The organism is Nonomuraea sp. NPDC001636, from assembly GCF_040298265.1.
Lineage (GTDB): Bacteria > Actinomycetota > Actinomycetes > Streptosporangiales > Streptosporangiaceae > Nonomuraea.
This window is the reverse complement of sequence record NZ_JBEOZT010000002.1, coordinates 190,496-212,862: the sequence shown is the minus strand read 5'-3', so window position 1 is coordinate 212,862 and position 22,367 is coordinate 190,496. Positions and strand designations below refer to the sequence as shown.

At 73.4% G+C, this 22,367-nt stretch carries 16 protein-coding genes; 9 read left to right on the top strand and 7 right to left on the bottom strand.

Annotated elements, in window-relative coordinates; translation table 11 throughout:
• Nucleotides 1–16 precede the first annotated feature (16 nt).
• The gene (locus ABT158_RS04710; protein WP_352350891.1) at nt 17–961 is read right to left on the bottom strand and encodes a helix-turn-helix transcriptional regulator; all 945 of its coding nucleotides are present in this window, start codon (nt 959–961) and stop codon (nt 17–19) included.
• Nucleotides 943–2,556 carry a CocE/NonD family hydrolase gene (locus tag ABT158_RS04705; RefSeq protein WP_352350889.1) on the bottom strand — a complete coding sequence of 538 codons (1,614 nt, stop codon included), beginning with the start codon at nt 2,554–2,556 and terminating at the stop codon, nt 943–945. The genes ABT158_RS04710 and ABT158_RS04705 overlap by 19 nt, the downstream gene beginning before the upstream one ends.
• An 89-nt stretch (nt 2,557–2,645) precedes the next feature.
• Between ABT158_RS04705 and ABT158_RS04700 the strand changes: the two genes are divergently transcribed.
• A complete protein-coding gene (locus ABT158_RS04700; RefSeq protein WP_352350887.1) occupies nt 2,646–3,431 on the top strand; it encodes an SGNH/GDSL hydrolase family protein in 786 nt (261 codons plus the stop codon).
• A 127-nt stretch (nt 3,432–3,558) separates the two neighbouring features.
• On the opposite strand, the gene ABT158_RS04695 is transcribed toward ABT158_RS04700, so the two are convergent.
• Both ABT158_RS04695 and ABT158_RS04690 read right to left on the bottom strand, forming a co-directional pair.
• Nucleotides 3,559–7,056 (bottom strand): S8 family serine peptidase, encoded by a 3,498-nt coding sequence (locus ABT158_RS04695; protein WP_352350885.1) that lies wholly within the window; start codon nt 7,054–7,056, stop codon nt 3,559–3,561.
• 138 nt (nt 7,057–7,194) lie between these two features.
• Nucleotides 7,195–8,634, bottom strand: a complete 1,440-nt coding sequence (locus tag ABT158_RS04690; protein WP_352350883.1) for a glycosyltransferase family 39 protein — start codon at nt 8,632–8,634, stop codon at nt 7,195–7,197.
• A gap of 239 nt (nt 8,635–8,873) precedes the next feature.
• Here ABT158_RS04690 and ABT158_RS04685 point away from each other — a divergent pair, with 239 nt between their 5' ends.
• From ABT158_RS04685 to thyX, 4 genes are all read left to right on the top strand, one after another.
• A complete protein-coding gene (locus ABT158_RS04685; protein ID WP_352350881.1) occupies nt 8,874–11,000 on the top strand; it encodes an anthranilate synthase component I in 2,127 nt (708 codons plus the stop codon).
• 91 nt (nt 11,001–11,091) lie between these two features.
• Nucleotides 11,092–12,237 carry an amidohydrolase family protein gene (locus ABT158_RS04680; RefSeq protein ID WP_352350879.1) on the top strand — a complete coding sequence of 382 codons (1,146 nt, stop codon included), beginning with the start codon at nt 11,092–11,094 and terminating at the stop codon, nt 12,235–12,237.
• Nucleotides 12,238–12,567: 330 nt separating this feature from the next.
• A complete protein-coding gene (locus ABT158_RS04675; protein ID WP_352350877.1) occupies nt 12,568–15,207 on the top strand; it encodes a M4 family metallopeptidase in 2,640 nt (879 codons plus the stop codon).
• 133 nt (nt 15,208–15,340) lie between these two features.
• Complete coding sequence (gene thyX, locus ABT158_RS04670; RefSeq protein ID WP_352350875.1) at nt 15,341–16,123, top strand: FAD-dependent thymidylate synthase; 783 nt, start codon at nt 15,341–15,343, stop codon at nt 16,121–16,123.
• 4 nt (nt 16,124–16,127) lie between these two features.
• On the opposite strand, the gene ABT158_RS04665 is transcribed toward thyX, so the two are convergent.
• Together ABT158_RS04665 and ABT158_RS04660 are read right to left on the bottom strand one after the other, a co-directional pair.
• Nucleotides 16,128–16,448 carry a ubiquitin family protein gene (locus ABT158_RS04665; protein ID WP_352330107.1) on the bottom strand — a complete coding sequence of 107 codons (321 nt, stop codon included), beginning with the start codon at nt 16,446–16,448 and terminating at the stop codon, nt 16,128–16,130.
• A gap of 3 nt (nt 16,449–16,451) precedes the next feature.
• The gene (locus tag ABT158_RS04660; protein WP_352350873.1) at nt 16,452–17,531 is read right to left on the bottom strand and encodes a WD40/YVTN/BNR-like repeat-containing protein; all 1,080 of its coding nucleotides are present in this window, start codon (nt 17,529–17,531) and stop codon (nt 16,452–16,454) included.
• Between the two features lie 173 nt (nt 17,532–17,704).
• Between ABT158_RS04660 and ABT158_RS04655 the strand changes: the two genes are divergently transcribed.
• Nucleotides 17,705–18,514: a helix-turn-helix domain-containing protein gene (locus tag ABT158_RS04655; protein WP_352350871.1), complete on the top strand. Its 810-nt coding sequence runs from the start codon at nt 17,705–17,707 to the stop codon at nt 18,512–18,514.
• Nucleotides 18,515–18,536: 22 nt separating this feature from the next.
• Here ABT158_RS04655 and ABT158_RS04650 read toward each other — a convergent pair whose 3' ends face one another.
• Nucleotides 18,537–19,655, bottom strand: a complete 1,119-nt coding sequence (locus tag ABT158_RS04650) for a globin domain-containing protein (RefSeq protein WP_352350869.1) — start codon at nt 19,653–19,655, stop codon at nt 18,537–18,539.
• A 324-nt stretch (nt 19,656–19,979) separates the two neighbouring features.
• Between ABT158_RS04650 and ABT158_RS04645 the strand changes: the two genes are divergently transcribed.
• Genes ABT158_RS04645 through ABT158_RS04635 form a run of 3 tightly spaced genes read left to right on the top strand, consistent with a single transcriptional unit; the run spans nt 19,980 to nt 22,366 of the window.
• The gene (locus tag ABT158_RS04645; protein ID WP_352350867.1) at nt 19,980–20,666 is read left to right on the top strand and encodes a gamma-glutamyl-gamma-aminobutyrate hydrolase family protein; all 687 of its coding nucleotides are present in this window, start codon (nt 19,980–19,982) and stop codon (nt 20,664–20,666) included.
• A 9-nt stretch (nt 20,667–20,675) separates the two neighbouring features.
• Nucleotides 20,676–21,590, top strand: coding sequence for an alpha/beta hydrolase (locus tag ABT158_RS04640; RefSeq protein ID WP_352350865.1), 915 nt, complete (start codon nt 20,676–20,678; stop codon nt 21,588–21,590).
• Nucleotides 21,587–22,366 carry an enoyl-CoA hydratase/isomerase family protein gene (locus ABT158_RS04635; RefSeq protein ID WP_352350863.1) on the top strand — a complete coding sequence of 260 codons (780 nt, stop codon included), beginning with the start codon at nt 21,587–21,589 and terminating at the stop codon, nt 22,364–22,366. Before ABT158_RS04640 ends, ABT158_RS04635 begins: the two co-directional genes overlap by 4 nt.
• Nucleotide 22,367: the final 1 nt, after the last annotated feature.

Below are 22,367 nucleotides of genomic sequence, written 5' to 3'. Positions count from 1 at the left end.
GGCCGCGCGGGCGTGCTCAGCGCCGGTAGAGCTCGGCCATGCGGGCGGCGGCGTCGGCGACCTGGGCGCGCAGCTCCTCCGGCGCCAGCACCTCGGCCTCCGGGCCGAACCGCAGCACCTGGGTGAAGGCCACCCGCGTCGACTCCACGGCCAGCCGCACGGTCCCGTCCGGCTGGAGCGAGGCCAGCGCGTCGTCCAGGGCGGCCGGGTCGGCGACGTACCGCAGCATGCGCCGGCCGGCCGGGGTCAGCCGCAACGTGATCACGTCCCTGAGCAGGGAGCGGCTGAACTCGGCCGCCTGCCCGGCCCAGAACGCGGCCAGGTCGAAGTCCGCGTCCCGCTCGAAGCGCGGCTCGCGCGCGCGGACGTCCCCCATCCGGTCCACCCGGAAGATCAGGAACCGTTCGCGCAGGCGGGCCACCAGGTACCAGGCGCCCGCCTTCAGCACCAGCCCGTACGGCTCCAGCTCCCGCGTGCGCTCCTTGTAGACCACCGTGACCGGCAGGTCGTTCCACACGGCCCTGGCCAGCGGGGCCAGCGCCGGGGGCGGCGGCGTGTCGGCGGCGTACCAGCCGGGCGCGTCCAGGTGGAACCGCTGCGCGGCCGTGGCGGGCGCGTCGCGCAGCGAGGGCGACAGCGCCGCGGCGGCCTTGAGCCGGGCCGTCGCGGCCACCTCCTGCAACCCCATCTCGCGCAGCGCCGCGGGCACCCCCGACAGGAACAGCGCCTCGGCCTCGGCCCGGTCCAGCCCGGTCAGCCGGGTGCGGTAGCCGTCCAGCAGCCGGTAACCGCCGCCGCGCCCGCGGTCGGCGTAGACCGGCACGCCCGCCTCCGACAGCGCCAGCACGTCGCGGTGCACCGTGCGCTCGGAGACCTCCAGCTCCCTGGCCAGCTCGGCCGCCGTCATCCCGCCCCTGGCCTGCAACAGCAGGACCAGCGACATCAGCCGCGCGGCGCGCACAGCGGCAGCACCACGGCCGAGGGGCGGGCGGGGGAGTGGAACACCTCGACGTCGGCGGGCACCATCGGGCCGCCGGGCGCGCCCACCGGCTCGCCGGTGCCCGGGTTGCGGGCGATCGTCGGGTACGCGCCGGCCGCCACGTGCACCCGGATCCGGTGGTCGCGGCGGAACCGGTGGCCGATCGGCCACAACTCCACCCGGACCCGGCGCACGCCGTCGCCGTTCCCTTCACCGTTCCCGTCACCGTCGGTGTGCGGGCCCAGCCGGCGCACGCCCTCGCACAGGTTGAGCGAGCGCCCGTCGGGATGCACGTCGCAGACCCGGACCACCACGTCCACGTGCGGCGTGCTGGACCGGACGTAGACGTCGGCGTGCACCGGGCCGATCATCTCCACGTCGGCCTCCAGCGCCGCGGAGCTGTAGACCAGCACGTCGCGCCGGGCCTCCAGGCGCCGCTGGTCACGCGGCCTGGAGTCGGCCAGCAGCACCGGGCCGCCGATCGCCGGGGTCGGATGGGCGGGGTGGTAGCGGAACCGGTCGGACCCGGCCTCCTCGGGCTCGCGCGGGTCCAGCCCGCCGCCCGGCCGCAGGTGCCAGCGCTGCTCCCGCACGCCCGGCACCGGCCAGTCGGGGTAGTCGCGCCACTCGCCGGCCCCGGTGACGTACAGCCGCACCGGGTCCGTCCGCAGGCCGGACGGGTCGTCCATGAGGTGGGCGCGGAACCAGGCCAGCGCCTCGGCCTTCGAGGGCCGCCCGTGCCGGGAGTCGACGTGGTACCAGGGCCCGATCGTCAGGTACGGCCGCCGCCCGGCCGCCCGCATCGCCGCGTAGTCCTTGAGCTGCCAGGGCAGGAAGACGTCGTACCAGCCGCCGAGCATGGTGACCGCCGCCTCCACCTCGCCCACCTTGAGCGAGAAGTCGCGCTTGTGCCAGTACGGCACGGCCGGGTCGGCGTGGTGGGCCAGCAGATCCCGGAAGAACCGCAGCGGCCGGCCCGCCGAGGCCACGTCCAGCTCGGCCACCGGCCGTCCCGACAACACGGCCCGGCGGGTCACCCTGGGGGCGGTCAGCATCGCGGCCCCGCCGACGAAGCGGCGCGTCATGGTGTCGGTCAGCGTGGTCCAGCTCAGCGTCGACTCCAGCGCGAACGCGCCGCCCACGTAGGCGGCGTCCCTGAACTGGGAGGCGGTGATCTGCGTGGCCATGGCCTTGAGCTCGGGCCCGGCCTCGGCGGCGACGGCCCACTGGGCGTAGCCGAGGTAGGAGGGGCCGAACATGGCGAACGAGCCGCCGTACCAGGGCTGCTCGCGCAGCCAGGCGATGGTGGCCAGGCCGTCGTCGCGCTCGTCGCCGAGCGGGTCGAGGCTGCCGCCGGAGCCGAAGCCGCCCCGGCAGCTCTGGATCAGCACGTGGAAGCCGTTCCTGGCGAAGCCGCGGCCGTACATCCAGCCGAACAGGCCGCGCCGGCCGTACGGCGAACGGATCAGCACCGCCGGGGCCGGCCGCCCATGAGCCGGGGCGTAGTGGTCGGCCAGCAGCGTCACACCGTCGGGCATCGGGACGGGGATGTCCCGCCGCAGCCGCACGCGTCTCATGTCCTAACCAGTAACAGATCGGGCGGGACGGGTGGTAGCCGGGGGTTACGGTCGCGTAGGGACAAAGGTCCTTGGCAAACTATCCGGTCATGGGACGAATCACTTCGTACGTCGCCCTAGGGGACAGTTTCACCGAAGGACTTGAGGACCCGGCCGACCACGGGTTCCGCGGCTGGGCCGACCGGCTGGCCGAGCACATCGAGGCCGACCGCCGCCAGGCCGGGGAGCCCGGACTGCGGTACGCCAACCTCGCCGTCCGCGGCCGGCTGATCGACCAGATCGTGTCGGAGCAGGTGCCGAAGGCGGTCGAGCTCGGCGCCGACCTGGTCTCGCTGTGCGCCGGGGGCAACGACATCCTGCGGCCGGGCAGCGGGCCGGCGTCCGTGGCCAGGCGGCTGGAGGAGGGCGTCAGGACGCTCACCGAGGCGGGCAGCCGGGTGCTCATGTTCACCGGCTTCGACCTGCGGCACGTGCCGGTGATGCGGCTGGCCCACTCCAAGATCGAGGTCTACAACCTGCACATTCACGACATCGCCCGCCGCTACGACGCGCTGCTGGTGGACCTGTGGCCGATGCCGGTCCTGCGCGACCCGCGCGCCTGGAACGCCGACCGTCTACACCTCAGCCCCGACGGCCACCGCCGGGTGGCGCTGCGGGCCGCCGAGGTGCTCGGCGTGCCGGTGGCGGAGGACTGGCGCGAGGCGTACCCGGCCAGGCGGCCGCCGGTCTGGACGGCCGCCCGCCGCGAGGACCTGCGCTGGGCCAGGACCTACCTCGGCCCGTGGATCGGCAGGCGCATCAACCGGCGCTCCTCGGGCGACGGGGTCGCCCCCAAGCGCCCCGACCTCGCCCCGCTGCCGACCGCCGCCCGCTGACCCCGGCCCCGATCCGGTTCCAGGCCCGGTTCCAGGCCCGCCGTCGATCCCGGCCGTCGATCCCGGCCGTCGATCCCGGCCCCGGCCCGGGGTCCCGCCGCACCAGGAACGGCGGGACCCCGGACGGTCAGGGCAGCGCCTTGTCCGGGCGCTCGGAGACGCGCACGCCGTTGACCAGCGTGGCCCCCTGCCGGGCGGCGAAGCGCACGTTGAGCTGACCGTCGGTCACCTTCACCGTGTACTGCCTGGCCACCGCCGTGTACGTGCCCGCCTCCAGCGCCAGGTCCAGCGCCGGGATCGCGAGCTGGCCCTCGACGAGCACGTCGAAGACCCGTTTGCCCATCTGCGTGCTCTTCACCTCGGCGAAGTCCAGCTCCACCGTGTACGTCCCGGCGGGCACGCCGTCGAACCGGTACTCCAGCATGCCCTCCCTGGCCGTCCGGAACAGCTCCTGGTCGCCGGTGCCCGCGATGGTCCTGGACGTGCTCGCCGTCTTGGTGGAGGTCGCCACGTAGCCGTACCCGCCCTGGGCCCAGCGGCGGTCGGGCGCCCAGGCGTCGCCGTCGGCGTCGGTCAGCGCCTTCGACCCGCCGGCGTCGACGGCCACCTGGAACTTGGGCACCACCACGGTCACCTTGATCTCGATGGCCGGCTGCCGCCCGCTGGCCGACTTGACGACCAGCTTGCCGGTGTGCATCCCGCCGGGCGTCACCCCGGCGCCGGAGAGCGTCACCCGCAGCGTCGCCTTCTGGCCCTTGGCCAGCTCGCCCGCCTGCGGCGTGACCGACGCCCAGTCGGCGTCGCTCGTCACCGTGTAGGCGGTGGGGGAGCCCAGGTTCGTCAGCTCCAGCGTGCGCGTCCTGGTCGCCCCGGCGGGCATGACCGCGGTCAGCTCGGCGGCCGAGGCGCTCACCCGGCCGGTGACCAGGGCGGTGTCGATCCTGGTCAGCGTGCCGGGCACGACCGTGACCGGCTTGGTGAAGGTGCCGTAGTTCTCCTTGGCCACCACCACGTCGTGGTCGCCCGCCGGGACCTGCCCGAAGAACGACCCGTCCGCGCCGGTCGTGAACGAGGCCGCGTCGCCCAGCTTCACCGACGCCCCGGCCAGCGGCTGGCCGTCGTTGGCGTCGGTGACCACGCCGGTCACCAGGCCGTGCCGGCTCGCGGTGAACGTCACGCCGCGGCCGGTGGCCAGCGCGGCCTCCTCGTAGGAGTAGAGCAGCGCGTCCGTGCCGGCCGCGTTCTCGATGCCGACGGTGGCGCTCGACCCCTGCTCGCGCTCGCTCTCGACGTCCTTGTAGCGGAAGGAGACCGAGCCGTCCTCGCCCAGCAGCGCCGCGAACGACACCCGCTCGCCGGTCCCGCTGTAGAAGGTGACGTTGCGCCACTCCACGACGTACTGACGGTGCGGGGCCGTGCCGACCACGCCGGTGTAGACGCCCGCCTCGGCGTCCACCTTCAGGTCGTCCCAGTACGGGTAGACCGCGTTGTTCGGCGTGCCCGTGCCCGGCAGGCGGCTGTTGCTGCCCGTGGTGACCCGGTCGGCGGCGAAGGTGACGAACCCGTTCGTGCTGATCCACGCCCTGGCCTGCCCGGTGCCGTAGAACGGGACCGCGAACGGCAGCGTCACCTGCACGGCCTCGTCGTCGCCGGTCAGCGCCAGCTTCTCGGTCCCGGCGACGTACGGCTGCGCCGCCGCCCGGCAGGTGTAGCCGAAGCCGTCGCCGCGCAGCGGCAGCTCCAGGTCCCTCACCGTGTCGCCGTCCACGGCGACCTGCGCGGTCGCGCCGCTCGAGCAGCGCGAGACCGGGGTGACGGTCAGCGTGTACGTCCCGCGCGGCAGCGTCATCGTGTACCGGCCGGCGGCGTCGGTGACCGCGCTCACCGGCGTGCCGCCGGCGGCCACGGTCGCGCCCGGCTCGGGCACGCCGGCCGTGCTGACCGTGCCCGACAGCGTGCCGGACGGCTGCCGGACGAGCGCCACGTCGCCGGTCGTGACCTGCTCGGCGGTCACCGTGGCCGTGACGCCGCCACGGTCGTAGCCGAACTTCTCCGCCGTCAGCGCGTACTCGCCGGGCAGCAGGCGCGGGATCGTGTACGTGCCGTCCTGCCCGGTGACGACCGCGCGCGCCAGCGGACCGGTCACCTTGACCGTCACGCCCGGCACCGGCTCGCCCGCCGCCGTGACCGTGCCGCGCAGCTCGCCCAGCCCCTCGTCCGGCGCGGCCTGGACGGCGGCGTAGGCGTCCAGCCGGCCCTCGCCCCAGACGTTGTTGTCGGCCGCGGTGCCGCCGCAGCTCGTGTCGGCCACGTCGATCGCCGTGCGGTCCAGCAGCGGCCGGGTCGCGGCCACGTCGCCCTGCAGCCGGGGCGCGGCCGACCAGATCAGCGCCACCGTGGCGGCCACGTGCGGCGAGGCCATCGAGGTGCCGGTGTAGGAGTCGTAGTCGTCGTCCGGGACCGAGGAGCGCACGTTCACCGCGGGGGCCGCGATGTTCGGCTTGATCTCGCCGTCCTGGCCCTCGCCCTTGCTGGACCTGCCGTACAGCACGTTGTTGACGTCGAAGCCGCCCGCGCTGTAGCTGATCGCGTACTGGCCGGGCGAGCCGCTGGTGCGGCAGGCCGGGCCCTCGTTGCCGTTGGCGAAGGCGGGGAAGATGCCCGCCGCCACCCACGCCTGGACGGTCTCGACGTACCAGGGGTCGAACCCGTTGCCGCCCCAGGAGTTGTTGACGATGTCCGGCGCGAGGTCGGGACGCGGGTTGCGGCCGTTCAGGTCGGTCGGGGCCAGCACCCACTGGCCGGCGGCCAGCAGCGAGGCGTCGGTGCAGGTGTTGACCTCGCAGCCCTTGGCGGCGATCCAGCGCACGCCGGGCGCCACGCCGATGCCGTTCGCGCCCGCCATCGTGCCCATGACGTGCGTGCCGTGGCCGTTGTTGTCGCACGGCGCCGCCGACGGGCAGACGCGCGCCGGGTCGAACCAGTTGTAGTCGTGGGTGTAGGAGCCGTCGGGGTTCCTGCCCCGGTAGCTCGCGGCCAGGTCGGGGTGGTCGTACTGGACGCCGGAGTCGATCGAGGCGACCACGATGCCCTCGCCCCGGTCGCCCAGCTCGCTCCACACCCGCGGGGCGCCGATCCGGTCGACGTTCCACTCGACCGCGCCGGCCCTGGGCTCGGCCCGGCCGGTCACCGGCTTGGGCAGCGCGACGACGGTGACCGGGTCGATCCGGTCCACCTCGGGCAGCTCGCTGATCGCCGACGCCAGCTTGGCGTCCGCGGTCACCCGCACGGCGTCGACGATCCAGTACGAGGTGTAGTCGGCCTTCTGGGCCTCCAGCAGCTTGACCAGCCCGGCCTGCGAGGTCTTGGCCCGCTCGGTCTTGGCCTGGTAGACCAGCTGCGTCCTGGCCCGTTTGGTGGCGGCCCGGCGGGCGGCGCCGAGGTCGGCGGTGCCCTTCATCCGGACCCAGAAGGTGGCCTTGCCGTCCTTGTCCAGCTCGGCCCGGACGGTCTGGGAGATCTTGCCGGGATCGGGCGCCGCGTGCGCCGGGGCCTGGGGGACGGCCAGGGCGGCGGCGGTGACGATCCCGGTCAGGATCGCACGCCAGGTGAGGGTGTTGCGCACGTGCTCTCCTTCACGACGTTCACGACGGTGAGGAAGAGGTGATCTTTCAGCCTCTGTCGAGAAGGGTGAAGAGATCCTGTCGGGAAAGCAAGGGCGCTGATCCTAACAAGCTCGGATAAGTCCCGAAATGTAATGTGGTCAGCTGAAATGTCGCCACATTGGCCAGGTGGCGGACCACGGCCGCACGGGATCCCGGCAGAGCCACACCGGCAGGCCCTGCTCCTCGTTGTCGACGTCCACGCCGTTGTCCACGAGGGCCTTCTGCTCGCAGGAGCCGAACATCGCGCGGGCCCGGCCGCCCGCGTTCACCAGGATCGCCACGGTCGCGTCGTCCGGCGGCGGGCCGTACGCCCAGAGCTGGTTGTGGCCGGAGTACACGCGGGTCAGGCCCGCCCGGTCCAGGGCGCCGTACTCGCCGTAGTTGCCGGTCACGACCACCGCGCGGGCCCGCTCGTCCGGCGGCAGCGCCCGCAGCACGCCGCCGACGGCCGCGGCGAAGCGCGGCCAGCCGACCGACTCGCGGGCCACCTCGTTGATCGCCGGCACCGGCGTGCCGGCCAGCGCGCCGACCGGCACCAGCGGCAGCGCGAGCACCGCGCAGGCCGCCGCGTTGACCGCGAGGAACGCCCACGCCGCGCGCACCCGCCCGGCCCGCGCCCGCGACACGCTCACGCACCCGGCCGCGAACAGCGCCACGATCAGCCCCGCGGTGTAGTCGAAGCGCCCGCCGCTGACCAGCGTCAGCACCGCCGTCACCGGATAGGCCACCGCCACCGCCCGCACCCGCCGGTCGCGCCACAACCGGACGAACCCCAGCGCCGCGACCACCGAGACCACCGGGCCGAACAGCGTGAGCTGCATCGGCACGAACATCACCCGCATCTCGGCGCCCTTGTCCGCGCTGAGCGCGGCGGCCATCGACAGCTGCGGCCAGCCGTGCGTGGCCTGGTAGACCAGGTTCGGCGCGGCCAGCACCGCGGCCAGCAGCGCGCCGCCCCACAACCACGGGCTGCCCAGCGCCCGCCGCGGCCCGGCGATCAGCAGGCCCGCCGCCAGGCCCAGCACCAGCAGCGCGATGAGGTGCTTGTTGTAGGTGGCCAGCCCGATCACCGCGCCCGCCGCGAGCCACCAGCGCGGCTGCTCGCGCAGCAGCGCCCGGAGCGCGAACAGGATCGCCGCCGTCCACAGCGGCAGGTCGAAGCTGACCGTCAGCAGCGTGTGCGCCGCGATCAGCGTGTACGCCCCGGTCGCCGCGCCCACGGCGGCCATCGTCTGGGCGAGCCGGTCGCCGCCCAGCTCCCGGGCCACCAGCGCCACCAGCACGACCACGGCCGCCGCGGCCAGCGCGGGGAACACCCGCAGCGCCGTCACCGTGTCGCCGAACAGCCCGAGCGCCGCCTTGCCCAGCATGGGCGTCAGCGGGGGCTGGTCGACGTACCCCCAGGCAGGGTGGCCGGCCAGGACCCGGAAGTACAGCTCGTCGCGGTGGTAGCCGTACCAGGGGCTCAGTGCGAGAGCCACGACCGCGGTCAGGACCGCCGTCACCGTCACCGGACGCCACGCCCAGGGCCGTTCCATGGACGTCGAGGCTAGATCCATTCCCCGCCCTTTGTCACTGCCTGACCGGGTGTCGCGTTGCGCGATCTTGGTCCGCCGGTTAACCTGGGGGGCATGCGAAATCGCCCTCAGATCCAGTGGTGGCGCCGCTTCTAGGCGGCGCGTTTTCGCATTCCTCTCAAAGGACGGCCGCCCCGGATGGCGGCCTTTCTCGTGTCCGCCCCCGGGGCCTCATGATGTGACGTGGTAAGGGGCAGCAAGTGGAGACCAGCGGATATACCACCGCCGGGGGCGTCGGCGTCGAGCGCGAGGCACGTGACGTGTCGGAAGAGGCGCTCGAAGAGATCGTGACCGCGCTCGGCGAGCGGCGCGGCGGCGCCTTCTCGTCGGGCATGGACTACCCGGGCCGCTACAGCCGATGGGCCTTCGGCTACGTCGACCCCTGCCTGGAGCTGGTCGCCAAGGGGCGGGTCATCTCGGCGACCGCGCTCAACGAGCGCGGCAGGGTCGTGCTGCCCGCCGTGGCCTCCTGCCTGCTCGCCGCGGGCAAGCCGGTCAGCGAGCCGACGCCCGACCGCGTCGAGGTGCACGTCCCGGAGTCGGAGGACCTGCTGCCGGAGGAGATGCGCAGCCGCCGGCCCACCGTGTTCACCGCGATCCGCGAGGTCATCGCCGCCTTCGCGGGCGACGACCCCCACCTCGGGCTCTACGGCGCCTTCGGCTACGACCTGGCCTTCCAGTTCGAGCCCATCCGGCAGGAGCTGGCCCGTCCCGACGACCAGCGCGACCTGGTGCTCCACCTGCCCGACCGGATCGTCGTCATCGACCGCCAGCGCGAGACCAGCGTCGAGTACCGCTACGAGTTCATCGTCGACGGCGCCACCACCCGCGGCCTGGAGCGCACCGGCAGCTCCGTCCCGCAGGTCGTCCCCGGCGAGCTGCCGAAGGACCCGGTGCGCGGCGAGTACGCCAAGGTCGTGGCCGCCGCCAAGGAGCGGTTCAAGCGCGGCGACCTGTTCGAGGTCGTGCCCGGCCAGGTCTTCCACGCCGTCTGCACCGACCCGTCGGCCTTCTACCGCGGCCTGCGCCACAGCAACCCGGCGCCGTACGAGTTCATCATCAGCCTCGGCGACGGCGAGCACCTCGTGGGCGCCTCGCCCGAGATGTACGTCCGGGTCAACGGCGACCGCGTCGAGACCTGCCCCATCTCCGGCACCATCGCCCGCGGCAGCAACCCGGTCGAGGACGCCGAGGCCATCCGCACCCTCCTGAGCAGCGTCAAGGAGGAGTCGGAGCTGACCATGTGCACCGACGTCGACCGCAACGACAAGTCGCGCATCTGCGTCCCCGGCACGGTCAAGGTCATCGGCCGCCGCCAGATCGAGCTCTACTCGCGCCTGATCCACACCGTCGACCACATCGAGGGCCGCCTGCGTCCCGAGTTCGACGCCCTCGACGCCTTCCTCACCCACATGTGGGCCGTCACCGTCACCGGCGCCCCCAAGACGTGGGCCATGCAGTTCATCGAGGACCACGAGGCCACCACCCGCCGCTGGTACGGCGGCGCCATCGGCTTCATCGGCTTCGACGGCTCCATGAACACCGGCCTGACCCTGCGCACCGCCCAGATCAAGAACGGCGTGGCCACCGTCCGGGCCGGGGCGACCCTGCTGTTCGACTCCGACCCCGAGGCCGAGGAGCGCGAGACCGAGCTCAAGGCCAGCGCCCTGCTCGGCGCCCTGGCCTCGGTCAACCAGCCCGACGCCGTCCCGCCCGCCGTGGTCAGGGAGCAGCCGGGGGCCGGCATGAAGGTGCTGCTCGTCGACCACGAGGACTCCTTCGTCAACACGCTGGCCGACTACTTCCGCCAGGAGGGGGCCGACGTGGTGACGCTGCGCCACGGCTTCCCGGCCCGCACCATCGACGACGTCGCGCCCGACCTGGTGGTGCTCTCGCCCGGCCCCGGCTGGCCGTCCGACTTCGGCATGGCGGCGCTCATCGACGAGATCTACGCCCGCGACCTGCCCGTCTTCGGCGTGTGCCTGGGCCTGCAGGCCATGGTCGAGCACGCCGGCGGCTCGCTGGAGCTGCTCGACTACCCCGAGCACGGCAAGCGCGGCCAGGTCAGCCGCCTGGGCGACAGCGCGCTGCTGGAGGGGCTGCCCGAGGAGTTCACCGCGGCCCGCTACCACTCGCTGCACGCCAAGCGGCCCGGCGTGGTCGGCTTCACCCCGACCGCGCTCACGCCCGACGGCAACGTCATGGCCATCGAGGACGTCGAGCGGCGGCGCTTCGCCGTGCAGTTCCACCCCGAGTCGATCCTCACCCAGGAGGGCGGCGCGGGCGCGAAGATCATCGCGAACGTGCTGCGCCTCACCCGGCGCTGACCCGGGCCGGTTCGTCTGGGAAGGGGCAGGGTGTTCCTGTCGTAGGGCAAAACGTCCGCGGGGGCGTGCGGGGCTCCCCTAGAGTCTCCGCATGCTCCCCGTAGCCCTGCCCGACACGGTGCGTGACGCGCTGCTCGCCCCGCTCGTCGACCACCACTGTCACGGGGTTCGCCGGGACGACCTGACCCGGGCCCAGTTCGAGCCGCTGATCAACGCCGGCGGCGCGCCGGCTCCGCCCGGCACCACGCATTTCGACTCGCCGTTCGGCGTGAGCCTGCGCCGCTGGTGCGCCCCGCTGCTCGACCTGGAGCCGCACGCGCCGCCGGCCGTCTACCTCGCCCGGCGGGCCGAGCTGGGCGCCGGCGAGGTCAACCGGCGCCTGCTGGCCGGGGCGGGGGTGGTGGCGTTCCTGGTGGACACCGGGGACGAGGACATCGACCTGCTGTCGGCGGCCGAGATGGGCCGCCACGGCGGAGCCGCCGCCGACGAGATCGTCCGGATCGAGCAGATCGAGCAGGACGTCGCCGAGTCGGCGCAGCTCGCCGTCGACTACCTCGACGGCCTGGCCGACGAGCTGTCGGCCAGGGCCGCCAGGGCGGTCGGCCTCAAGACGGTCATCGCGGGCCGCTGCGGGCTCGACTTCGACCCGGCCAGGCCGAGCACCGGCTCGGTCATCGCCGGCGCCAACCGCCGCCTGGCCGACCCCAAACGGCCGCTGACCGACCCGGTGCTGCTGCGCCACCTGCTGTGGAGCGCGATCGACGTGGCCCGCGAGCGGGGGCTGCCGGTGCAGTTCCAGGCCGGGTTCGGCGGGCGCGGCCCCGACCTGCACCGTACGGACCCGGCCAGGCTCAGCGCCCTCATGGACGCGCTGCAGCCCCTCGGCGTGCCGATCATCCTGCTCCACTGCTACCCCTACCACCGCACCGCCGCCTACCTGGCGGGCGTCTACCCGCACGTCTACGTCGACGTCGGCCCGGCGCTGCCGCACGCCGCCGCCGCCTCGGCCCGCGTCATGGACGAGCTGCTGGAGCTGGCGCCGTTCCACAAGCAGCTGTTCAGCTCCGGCTGCCGGGGCGTGGCCGAGACCGGCTACCTCGGCGCCCTGTACCACCGGCAGGCGCTGGGCGCGGCCCTGCTGGCCAGGCTGGAGGCGGGGGAGTGGAGCCCGGCCGACGCGGCCAGGATCGCCCACATGATCGGCTCGGGCAACGCCCGCCGGGTGTACCGCCTCTGACGCCCGCCGGGTGTACCGCCTCTGACGCCCGCCGGGTGTACCGCATCTGAGGCCCGCCGGGTGTACCGCATCTGAGGCCCGCCCGCCGCCGGTGGCGGCTCGGCGCGGCGCCCGCCGACGGCGCCTGCTCGGGCCGCCCGAGGGCGGGGGTGGGCGTCCACGGTGGCGGCGGTGCGCGTTGTCGCCGTAACGGAATGCCATTAATTCACGACATTTCCCTCACTAATCGGAAATTTACATTTCCGGTAATCAAATTGTGATTTGTCTATTTGTCAATATTGCTGTGATGATCGTGGACGCCAGAACCCCTACGCCACACCTGGAGGTGTCGTGTCCTGGCGTCCCTTCGTCCTCACGGCCGCAGCCCTGTCGCTCGCGCTGGCCGTCCCCGGTGTCGCGGCGGCCGACGACCCGCCGCAGCCGCAGGTGGAGTCCCGGGCCGGCACCCGGGCCCCCGCCGAGGTGAGCGGGCTGGCCGAGCCCGCCGCCGCAGCCGACCCCGTCGCCGCGGCCAAGGCCCACCTGGCCGACCCGCGCTACCACCTCGACCCCGCCGACCTGGTGCCGCTGCGCACGGTCGTGAACGGCCAGGACGAGACCGTCAGGTTCGCCCAGCGGTACCGGAACCTGCCCGTCTTCGGCGCCCAGTACCTGGTCCGCTTCCGCAAGGACGGCGCGCAGCGCGAGGTCACCGGCGCCGGCGGCCGCTTCCTCACCGAGCTCGACGTGAACACCACGCCCACGGTCACCCCCGCGCTGGCGGCCCGGCTGGCCCGCGCCCGGCTCGTCCGCGACGACCAGGTCCGCGCCACGGTCAAGGCCACGCCCGGCGAGCTCGTCGTGCTGCCGCGCGGCAAGGGCGTGCTGGCCTGGCACGTCACCCTGACCGGCGCCGACGCGGCCAGGAAGCGGCCCGTCCTGCTGGACGCCTACGTGGACGCCCACTCCGGCCGGCCGCTGTTCGCCCTGGACCGGCTGCGCATGGAGGGCCCGGCGACCGGCAGCGGGCAGACCGCGCACGGCAGGACCGTCCCGCTCAACGTCTACCAGCGGGCCGACGGCGCGTACGAGCTGCGCGACCGCGCCCGCCCGATGTGGAACGGCACCACCGGCGAGATCCTCACCTACGACGCCGCCGGCGCCGACGTGCAGCAGTTCCTCGAACCCGGCGTGCCGGCGGGCACCGAGCTCGCCAAGTCGGCTGCCCCCGCCTTCGGCCCCGAGCACACCGAGAGCGGCGCCGTGGACGCCCAGTGGGGCGCGGGCAAGGTCTACGAGTACTACAAGGGGCTCGGCCGCGACGGGCTCGACGGCAAGGGCGGCACGATGTACTCGGTCGTCAACGTCACCTACTACGGCAGCCCGTTCGAGAACGCCTTCTGGGACGGCACCAAGATGGTCTACGGCGGCGGCGGCGCCGACCTGCACTCCTTCGCCGCCAGTCTCGACGTCGTCGGCCACGAGATGACCCACGGCGTCATCACCCACAGCGCCGACCTGGTCTACCAGGGCCAGTCGGGCGCGATGAACGAGGGCCTGGCCGACTACTTCGGCAACGCCATCCAGACCGGCGCGCTCGGCATCCCGATGAGCGACCCCGACGCCAGCCTGCTCGGCGAGGACCTGTGCAAGAGCCTGCCGCCCGCCCAGTGCGCCACCCGCGACCTCGACGACGACCGCAACGCCGTCAAGGACTACCTCGGCGTCACCACCGCGATCGACGCCGGCGGCGTGCACCTCAACTCCACGATCTTCTCCGGCGCCCTGTGGGACGTCAGGGAACAGCTCGGCGCCGGCTTCGACAAGGTCGTCTACAAGGCGCTGACCGAGTACATGACCCCGCTGGACGACTTCGCCGACGGCCGCCGCGCCGTCGAGTCGGCCGCCCGCGCCGCCCGGCTGCCGGCGCGCGACCGGCTGGCGATCGCGCTGGCCTTCGAGCGGCACGGCATCAGGCCCGGCTGGGAGCGGCTGATCCGCACCGACAGCCGCGTCGTCCTGGACGGCCTCACCGACTCCCTCGACCCGCCCGCCCTGGCCGGTGACCGGTACGCCGTCACCGACAGCACCCCCGACGCGAACGGCCCCACCGTCATCCGGACCGGACGCGTGAGCGGCGGCCCCGCGACCACCGTGTCCGACGACGGCCGCTGGGACTGGACGCCGGCCACCGACGGCAGGCGCGCGGTGTGGGTCGCCCTCGACGCCGAGTCGGGCCGCTTCCAGGTCCGCTCCCGGCCGCTCGACGCCTCGGCGCCGTCCACCGTCCTGCACGAGACCACCGGCTACGTCTACGCCGCCGCGGTCTCGGGCGACGCCGTGGCCTGGTCCGGCGAGGACCCCGCGACCGGCGAGGTCGAGCTGTGGCTCAAGCGCGGGAACGCCGCCCCGGTCAACCTCACCGCCGACAAGGGCGTGGCCGGGTACATGCCCTCGGTCACCGGCGGCCGGCTGGTCTACGTGCGGGTGAGCTTCGGCTCCGGGGGCGGCCACAGCACGCCCGTCGTGCACGACCTGGCGACCGGCAAGGAGGTCGTGGTGCCCGAGGTACCGCCGGCCGGCGCGATCCCGTCGCTGTCGATCCGCCCGGCGCTGACCGCCGGGCACGTCGTCTGGCTCTACGACGCCGACCGCGACGGCCGGATGGGCGTCATGCGGGCCGCCCTGGACGGCACCGGCCAGACGCCGGTCGTGCCGGACGGGCCGCAGGCGCCGTACGCCACCTGGCTCGACGCGAGCGAGTCGCGGGTGACCGTCGGCGTGCAGCCGGACGGGACCACGCTGGAGAACGCGAACCTGACCAAGATCTACCAGGTTCCGGTCACCGGCGGGGCCCTTGAGCGCTACTCCTGCAACCGCGGGGAGCAGGCGCTGTTCGCCGCCGGCGCGGCGGGCCGTGTCCTGTGGCAGGACGGGACCGCCGGCGACACCGACCTGGTGACCCGCGACAGGCCCGCGCACCGCTGCTGACCTGCCAAGGGTGTCCGCCCGGCGCCCGCCGTGCCTCCGGAGGGGGACGGCGGGCGCCGAGTCGCGCGCAGCCCCGCGAGCTGGTTTGCTTGAGCCCGTCACAAACCACAGAACCCGAGCGGGGGGCTCCCTTATGCGCAGTGTCGAACCCGAGGTCTTCATCGTCGCCCGTCCTGAGCTTGACTACGACGAGCTCGCCCGTTATCTGGGCGAGGTCGGCGGCGAGAGCTGGCTGGAGCGGCTCGACCGCGGCGACCTCGACGCCCAGAACCTCGCCGAGTTCGCCGGCCGCCTCTGCTACCGCTCCTTCGAGCCGGGCCTCAACCCCAACGTGGTGCGCATCAGGGAGAACCAGGACGACTACCTGCGCAACATCCTGGCCAGCGCGCACGGCTCGGTCCTCGAACACGTCAGCTTCAGCTTCGTGCTGCACAACGTCAGCCGCGTCCTGACGCACGAGCTGGTGCGCCACCGGCCCGGCGTGGCCATCTCCCAGGAGTCGCTGCGCTTCGTCCGGCTCGACGAGCTGCCCTTCTGGTTCCCCGAGTGGGCCCAGCAGGACCCCGAGCTGATGAAGCGGGCCACGGCCGTGCTGGAGCAGCTGGAGCAGTTCCAGCTCTGGATGGCCGGCCACTTCGGGCTCGACGAGGAGGGCGTGCCGTTCTCGGAGAAGAAGCACCGCACGTCGTTCATGCGCCGCTTCGCCCCCGAGGGCCTGGCCACCGGCCTGGTCTGGACGGCCAACGTGCGCACGCTGCGGCACACGATCGAGGCCCGCACCGCCGTCGGCGCGGAGGAGGAGATCCGCCTGCTCTTCCAGCGCATCGGCGAGCTCATGCGCAAGGAGGCGCCCGCCCTGTTCGGCGACTACGTCGTCGAGGACGGGGCCTGGGTGCCGGGCTGGCGCAAGGTCTGAGGCGTCAGGCCAGCGCGGGCAGCACGTAGACCTCGGCGCCCGGCGGCAGGGCGCAGTCCAGGCCGCCGAGCCCGCGGGCGTTCTCCCCGCACACGATCATGCTGATGTGCCGGCGGATGCGGCCGTAGTCGTCGCGCAGCCGCTCCTCCAGCAGCGGATGGGTGCGCCGCAGCATGTCGAGCGCCGAGCCGAGCGTGGGCGGGGAGTCGCGGTCGGCGCCGACCGCGAACACCTTCACCTCGGTGCGCCCGCTCACCCACCGCCGCAGCGAGCTGGGCAGCACGAACACGACCATCGTCACGGGCTTGGTGAATGACCTGGCCATCGGTCAGAGCACCGCCGCGCGCACGCTCAGCACGTCGGGCAGGTGGCGGGCGACCTGCGACCAGCTCTCGCCGTCGTCGCGCGAGCAGTAGACCTCGCCGTCGCGGGTGCCGAAGAACAGCCCGGCGGGGGAGGCGGTCATCGCGTCGCGCAGCACGGTGGCGTGCACGGGCCCCTCGGGCAGGCCCTCGCCCAGCTCCTGCCAGGTGGCGCCGGCGTCCTGGCTGCGGCAGACCCGGTAGCGGTGGCCGACCGGGGTGCGGTCGACGTCGGCCGTCAGCGGCAGCACGAAGATCGTGTCGGGGCGGGTGGGGTGGACCACGATGGGGAAGCCGAAGTCGGAGGGCAGCGCGGAGCCGATGTCGTGCCAGCTGCCGCCGAAGTCGTCGCTGCGGTAGACGCCGAAGTGGTGCTGCAGGTAGAGCCGGTCGGGCCGGGCGGGGTCGCGGCAGACCTTGTGCACGCACTGCCCGAACTCGGGATACTGCTGCCCTTCGGGCAGGAACGGCGCCCGGATGCCCTGGTTGGCGGCCTCCCACGACATGCCGCCGTCGCGGGTGCGGTAGAAGCCGGCCGCCGAGACCGCGATGCCCATGACCTCGGGGTCGGTGGGGTGGGGGACGATCGTGTGCAGGCACAGCCCGCCGCCGCCCGGCTGCCACCGCGGCCGGTGGGGATGGTCCCACAGGCCCTCGACCATTCGGTAGGTCACGCCGTTGTCCTCCGAGCGGAACAGCGCGGCCGGCTCCACGCCGGCCCACACCACGCCCGGCTCCGACGGCGAGGGCGTGAGCTGCCACACCCGGGCCAGCGTCGCGTCGGTCTTGTCGGGGAAGGCGATGGGCGGCTGGGGCGCCTCGCCCCAGGACTCGCCGAGATCATCGGAGTACATCACGGACGGACCGAAATGGCCGTACTCGATGCCGGCCAGCAACCGGGGGGCGCCTGCCCGGGTGTCGATGGCCAACGAGGGCACCGCGACCGTGGAGAACCGGATCGGCTCGATCTCGAACGGGCCGCCGCCCGCCGAACGGGCGAGGAACAGGCCCTTGCGGGTGCCGATCGCGAGGACTGCGTCACTCATAGCATCGCTCCCATGTTCGCTTGCCGCCATCGTGCCACGCGCGCGGCGGCGGTGCCGAGGACTGGGAGATTTGCCGCACGCCTGCCGCCCGGCCGTCCCCGGACGGCCGGGCGGCGCGGGCATTACCCGACAGGTAATCGTGATACTTCCCTCTCCCCGCTAAATTTCATGACATGGGAGCACTAGCGATACAAGAAGAGACTTTTGGTGATTTGTTGCGGTCGTGGCGGCAGCGGCGCCGGGTGAGCCAGCTCGACCTGGCCATCGAGGCCGACGTCTCCTCCCGGCACGTCAGCTTCCTGGAGACCGGCCGCGCCCGGCCCAGCCGCGAGATGGTGATGCGGCTGGCCGAGGAGCTCGACGTGCCGCTGCGCCACCGCAACCGGCTGCTGGTCGCCGCCGGGTTCGCGCCGGTCTTCCCCGAGCGCGAGGTGCGCGCCCCGGAGATGGCCGTCGTCCGCCAGGCGCTGGACAAGATCCTGGCCGGGCACGAGCCGTACCCGGCGCTGGTCGTGGACGCGGCGTGGAACCTGGTGGCGGCCAACTCGGCGGCCGCCATGTTCATGGCCGGCGTGCCCGCCGAGCTGCTGGCCGAGCCGGTCAACGTGATGCGGCTGTCGCTGCACCCCGACGCGATGGGCGGCAGGCTGCTGAACCTGGCCGAGGTCCGCGCGTACCTGCTGCACCAGCTCCGCAGGCAGGCCGAGGCGTCGGCCGACGGCCGCCTGGCCGAGCTGCACGACGAGCTGGCCGCCTACACCTACCCCGGCGTCAACCTCAACGTGGCCCACGTGCCGGGACCGGGCGACATCCTGCTGCCGCTGCGCATCGCCGACGGCGACCGCGTGTTGTCGATGTTCACCACCATCGCCACCTTCGGCACGCCGATGGACGTGACCGTCTCGGAGCTGGCCATCGAGACGTTCTGGCCGGCCGACGAGGAGACCGCCGCCGCCTTCCGCCGCGACCCGGCGGCCTCCTGACGGCCCCCCGGGGGAGGGCGTCCTAGCCTTCCCCCGGGACGACGTCGCGGTATATGTGCGCCGGCGGCACGCCGTCGGCCTGCAGGCGGCGCACGGTGCCGTCCACCATGCCGCCCGGTCCGCAGACGTACACGTCGTGCTCGCGCCAGGAGTGGAAGCGCCCGGTCACCTCGGGCAGGTGGCCGCGCATCCCGGCGTAGGACGGGTCGCCGGAGACCACCGGCAGCACCTGCAGCCACGGGAAGGACGCCTGCATCGCCAGCAGGTCGGGCAGGTCGTAGAGCTCGTCGGCGGTGCGCACGCCGTGCAGCAGGTGGATCCGCGGCCGGCGGCCCGAGGCGATGACGTGCTCGACGATCGCCTTCAGCGGGGCCAGCCCCGTGCCGCCGGCCACGCACAGCAGGTCGCGGGCGCTGTGCTCGCGCGGCGTCATCGTGCCCATCGGCGGCCCCAGCATGACCGTGTCGCCGATCCTGGTGTGCCTGGTCAGCGCCGTGGACACCCAGCCGCCCGGCACCGAGCGCACGTGCAGCGTGACCGTGTCGTCCGGGCGCGGCGCGTTGGCGATGGAGAACGTGCGCCACACCCGCGGCCAGCGCGCGGTCTGGACGGTGACGTACTGGCCCGCCGTGTACGGCAGCGGCTGTGCGGGCCGCAGCGTGATCACCGCGATGTCGGGACGGCGCAGCTCGTGGTCCACCACCTCGGCCGGCCACCAGGCCGGCGAGACGCCCGCCTGCGACTCGGCCGACTCGATCATCAGGTTCGCCGCCGCCGTGTACGCCGACACCCACGCCGCCTCGATCTCGTCGTTCCACACCTCGGCGGCGAAGCGCCGGATCGTGGCCAGCAGGGCGGTGCCGACGGCCGTGTAGTGCTCGGCCAGCACCCCGTACTTGCGATGGTCCCTGCCCAGCTGGCCGAGGTAGGCGGCCAGGCCGTCCGGGCTGTCCAGGCTCCACACGATCCGGGTCAGCGCGCCGAACAGCCGGTCGCGCTGGACGTCCATCGCGGGCGGGAACATCCCCCGCAGCTGCGGGCTCGCGGCGAACAGCCGCCCGTAGAAGTACGCGGTCGCCTTGTCGGCCACGGGCTCGACGAGTGAGAAGCTCTCCTTCACCAGTCGCGGATTCAACGACATGCACTCAACCCCACCCCATTGGACCGGAAAATCGATTCCGGCCGCGTCGGCCACCTCCTGACGGCTCCGGGTCGTGAACGCGCTGCGTGCCCCGGCACATCCGGCGCGCTCGGAAATGAGTCTTACACCACCTCTGATGCGTCACAACCGATTCACCCCAATTGCGATATGGGCATTTCCGGCGGAGAAAACGAATAAAAGTAATTTTCGTCTTTCGGTTTCCGGTGTTTCCCGCCGGACGGCGGAGGCGTAGCATCCCGCCATGGCGGTCCTCCACCCCGGGCGGGTGGCCCGGGAAGCCCTGACCCGCCGCTGGAGATCCGCATGTCCCGACCGCTCATCGGCATCACCGCCTACCTGGAGGCCGCCCGCTGGGGCGACTGGGTGCGCGAGGCCGTGCTGTCACCGCCGTCCTACGCCAAGGCGGTCGAGCGGGCCGGCGGCGCGCCGGTGCTGCTGCCGCCGCTCGACCCCCATGTCGCCGCCGACCACGTCGGCGGCCTGTCCGGCGTCCTGCTGGCCGGCGGCGCCGGCCTCGCCGCCGCGGCCTATGGCGGCGAGCACGACGAGCGCGCGCCCGAGCCGCAGCCCCACCGCGACCGGTACGAGCTGGCCCTGGCCACGGCCGCCGTCCGGGCCGGCCTGCCGATCCTGGCCATCGCCCGCGGCCTGCACGTCCTCAACGTCGCCCAGGGCGGCACGCTGATCCCGTGGCTGCCCGAGGTGCTCGGCCACGAGCGGCACGGCGAGCCGGGCGCGGTGCACGACATCCAGGTGAGCGTGTCGAGCAGGCTCGGCAAGGCCGTCGGCGACCACGTCGAGGCGGTCGCGCCGCACCACCAGTCCGTGCGCCGGCTGGGCAGCGGCCTGCTCGCGGTGGCCTGGGCCGACGACCAGATCGTCGAGGGCGTCGAGCTCCAGGGCCACCGGTTCTGCGTCGGCGTCCAGTGGCATCCCGAACGCGGCGGGGACAATCGGCTCTTCGATGCGTTCGTCGAGGCGGCCCGCTAGGCTGCGCTCATGCCGCTGCACCCCCAGGCGCGGGACTACGTCGCCCTCTACCCGTCGGACCTCAACACCGACCTGGCCACGCTCGACCTGGCCACGATCCAGGAGATGCGCGCGCACGACGGCTTCGCGGCCCAGCGGGGGCCGCTGACCACACTCCCGTTCGTCCGCGACGAGCTCGCCGGCGACGTCCCGATCCGCATCTACCGCGCCGACCCCGGCGACGGCCTGCTGCCCGTCGTGGTCTACTTCCACGGCGGCGGCTGGGTCTTCGGCAGCGTCAGGCGCAACGACGCGCTCGGCCGCGACCTGGCCCTGCGCACCGGCGCCGTGGTCGTCTCGGCCGACTACCGGCTGGCCCCCGAACACCCCTTCCCGGCCGCCGCCGACGACGCCTGGACCGTCGTGCGCGACGTCTTCGCCAGGCCCGCCTTCTACCAGAGCAACGGCAGCGTGGCCGTCGTCGGCGACAGCGCCGGCGGCAACCTGGCCGCCGTCGCCGCCTGGCGGGCCGCCGGGTCCGGCATCCGGCTGGCCCACCAGGCGCTGGTCTACCCGGTGCTCGACACGGCCATGGACACCCCGAGCTACCGCGCCTACGCCAAGGGCTTCGGGCTCGACGCCGCCGAGATGGCCTGGTTCGCCGAGCGCTACGCGCCCGGCGCCGACCCCGCCGACCCGCTGCTGAGCCCGCTGCGCATCGACGACCTGACCGGCCTGCCGCCGGCCACCGTCCTCACCGCCGAGTGCGACGTGCTCAGGGACGAGGGCGAACACTACGCCCGCCGCCTGGCCGACGCCGGCGTGCCGGTGGAGGCGCGCAGGTTCGACGGCGCGATCCACGGCTTCTTCGGCCTGCCCGGCCTGTTCGACCAGGCGGCCGAGGCCAGGCAGTACATCGCCGACCGCCTGCGGGAGCACCTGTGACCTACACCAAGCTCAAGCTCGACACCCCGGCCGAGGGCGTGCTGCGCGTCACGATCAGCGAGCCCGGCAGGCTCAACGCCGTCGACATGACCGGCCACCGCGAGCTGAGCGAGATCTGGCGCGAGGCCGACCGCGACGACTCCGTCCGGGCGATCGTGGTCAGGGGCGAGGGCACGGCGTTCTCGGCCGGCGGCGACCTGTCGATGATCGAGGAGATGACCCGCGACCACGCCACCCGGATGCGCGTGTTCGCCGAGGCCCGCGACATCGTCTACAACGTGCTCAACTGCTCCAAGCCCATCGTCTCGGCCGTCCAGGGCCCGGCCGTGGGCGCCGGGCTCGCGGTGGCGCTGCTGGCCGACATCTCGGTCGCCGGCCGCACCGCGCGCATCATCGACGGCCACACCCGGCTCGGCGTCGCCGCCGGCGACCACGCCGCGATCATCTGGCCGCTGCTGTGCGGCATGGCCAAGGCCAAGTACCACCTGCTGCTGTGCGAGCCCGTCACCGGCGAGCAGGCCGAGCGCATGGGCCTGGTCAGCCTGTGCGTCGACGACGACCAGGTGCACGACAAGGCGATGGAGATCGCGGTCCGGCTCGCCCAGGGCTCCCAGGAGGCGATCCGGCTGACCAAGTACTCCCTCAACAACTGGCTGCGCCTGGCCGGCCCGACCTTCGACGCCTCGCTGGCGATGGAGTTCCTCGGCTTCACCGGCCCCGACGTGGTCGAGGGCGTGCGCGCGGTGCGCGAGAAGCGGCCGCCTGCCTTCGGCTGAG

Coding starts and splice junctions, on each gene's coding strand:
- ABT158_RS04665 (WP_352330107.1), bottom strand. CDS start 16,448: ATGGCCAGGTCATTCACCAAGCCCGTGACGATGGTCGTGTTCGTGCTG.
- thyX (WP_352350875.1), top strand. CDS start 15,341: ATGCGCAGTGTCGAACCCGAGGTCTTCATCGTCGCCCGTCCTGAGCTT.
- ABT158_RS04705 (WP_352350889.1), bottom strand. CDS start 2,556: ATGAGACGCGTGCGGCTGCGGCGGGACATCCCCGTCCCGATGCCCGAC.
- ABT158_RS04660 (WP_352350873.1), bottom strand. CDS start 17,531: ATGAGTGACGCAGTCCTCGCGATCGGCACCCGCAAGGGCCTGTTCCTC.
- ABT158_RS04640 (WP_352350865.1), top strand. CDS start 20,676: ATGCCGCTGCACCCCCAGGCGCGGGACTACGTCGCCCTCTACCCGTCG.
- ABT158_RS04700 (WP_352350887.1), top strand. CDS start 2,646: ATGGGACGAATCACTTCGTACGTCGCCCTAGGGGACAGTTTCACCGAA.
- ABT158_RS04655 (WP_352350871.1), top strand. CDS start 17,705: ATGGGAGCACTAGCGATACAAGAAGAGACTTTTGGTGATTTGTTGCGG.
- ABT158_RS04680 (WP_352350879.1), top strand. CDS start 11,092: ATGCTCCCCGTAGCCCTGCCCGACACGGTGCGTGACGCGCTGCTCGCC.
- ABT158_RS04690 (WP_352350883.1), bottom strand. CDS start 8,634: ATGGAACGGCCCTGGGCGTGGCGTCCGGTGACGGTGACGGCGGTCCTG.
- ABT158_RS04645 (WP_352350867.1), top strand. CDS start 19,980: ATGTCCCGACCGCTCATCGGCATCACCGCCTACCTGGAGGCCGCCCGC.
- ABT158_RS04650 (WP_352350869.1), bottom strand. CDS start 19,655: ATGTCGTTGAATCCGCGACTGGTGAAGGAGAGCTTCTCACTCGTCGAG.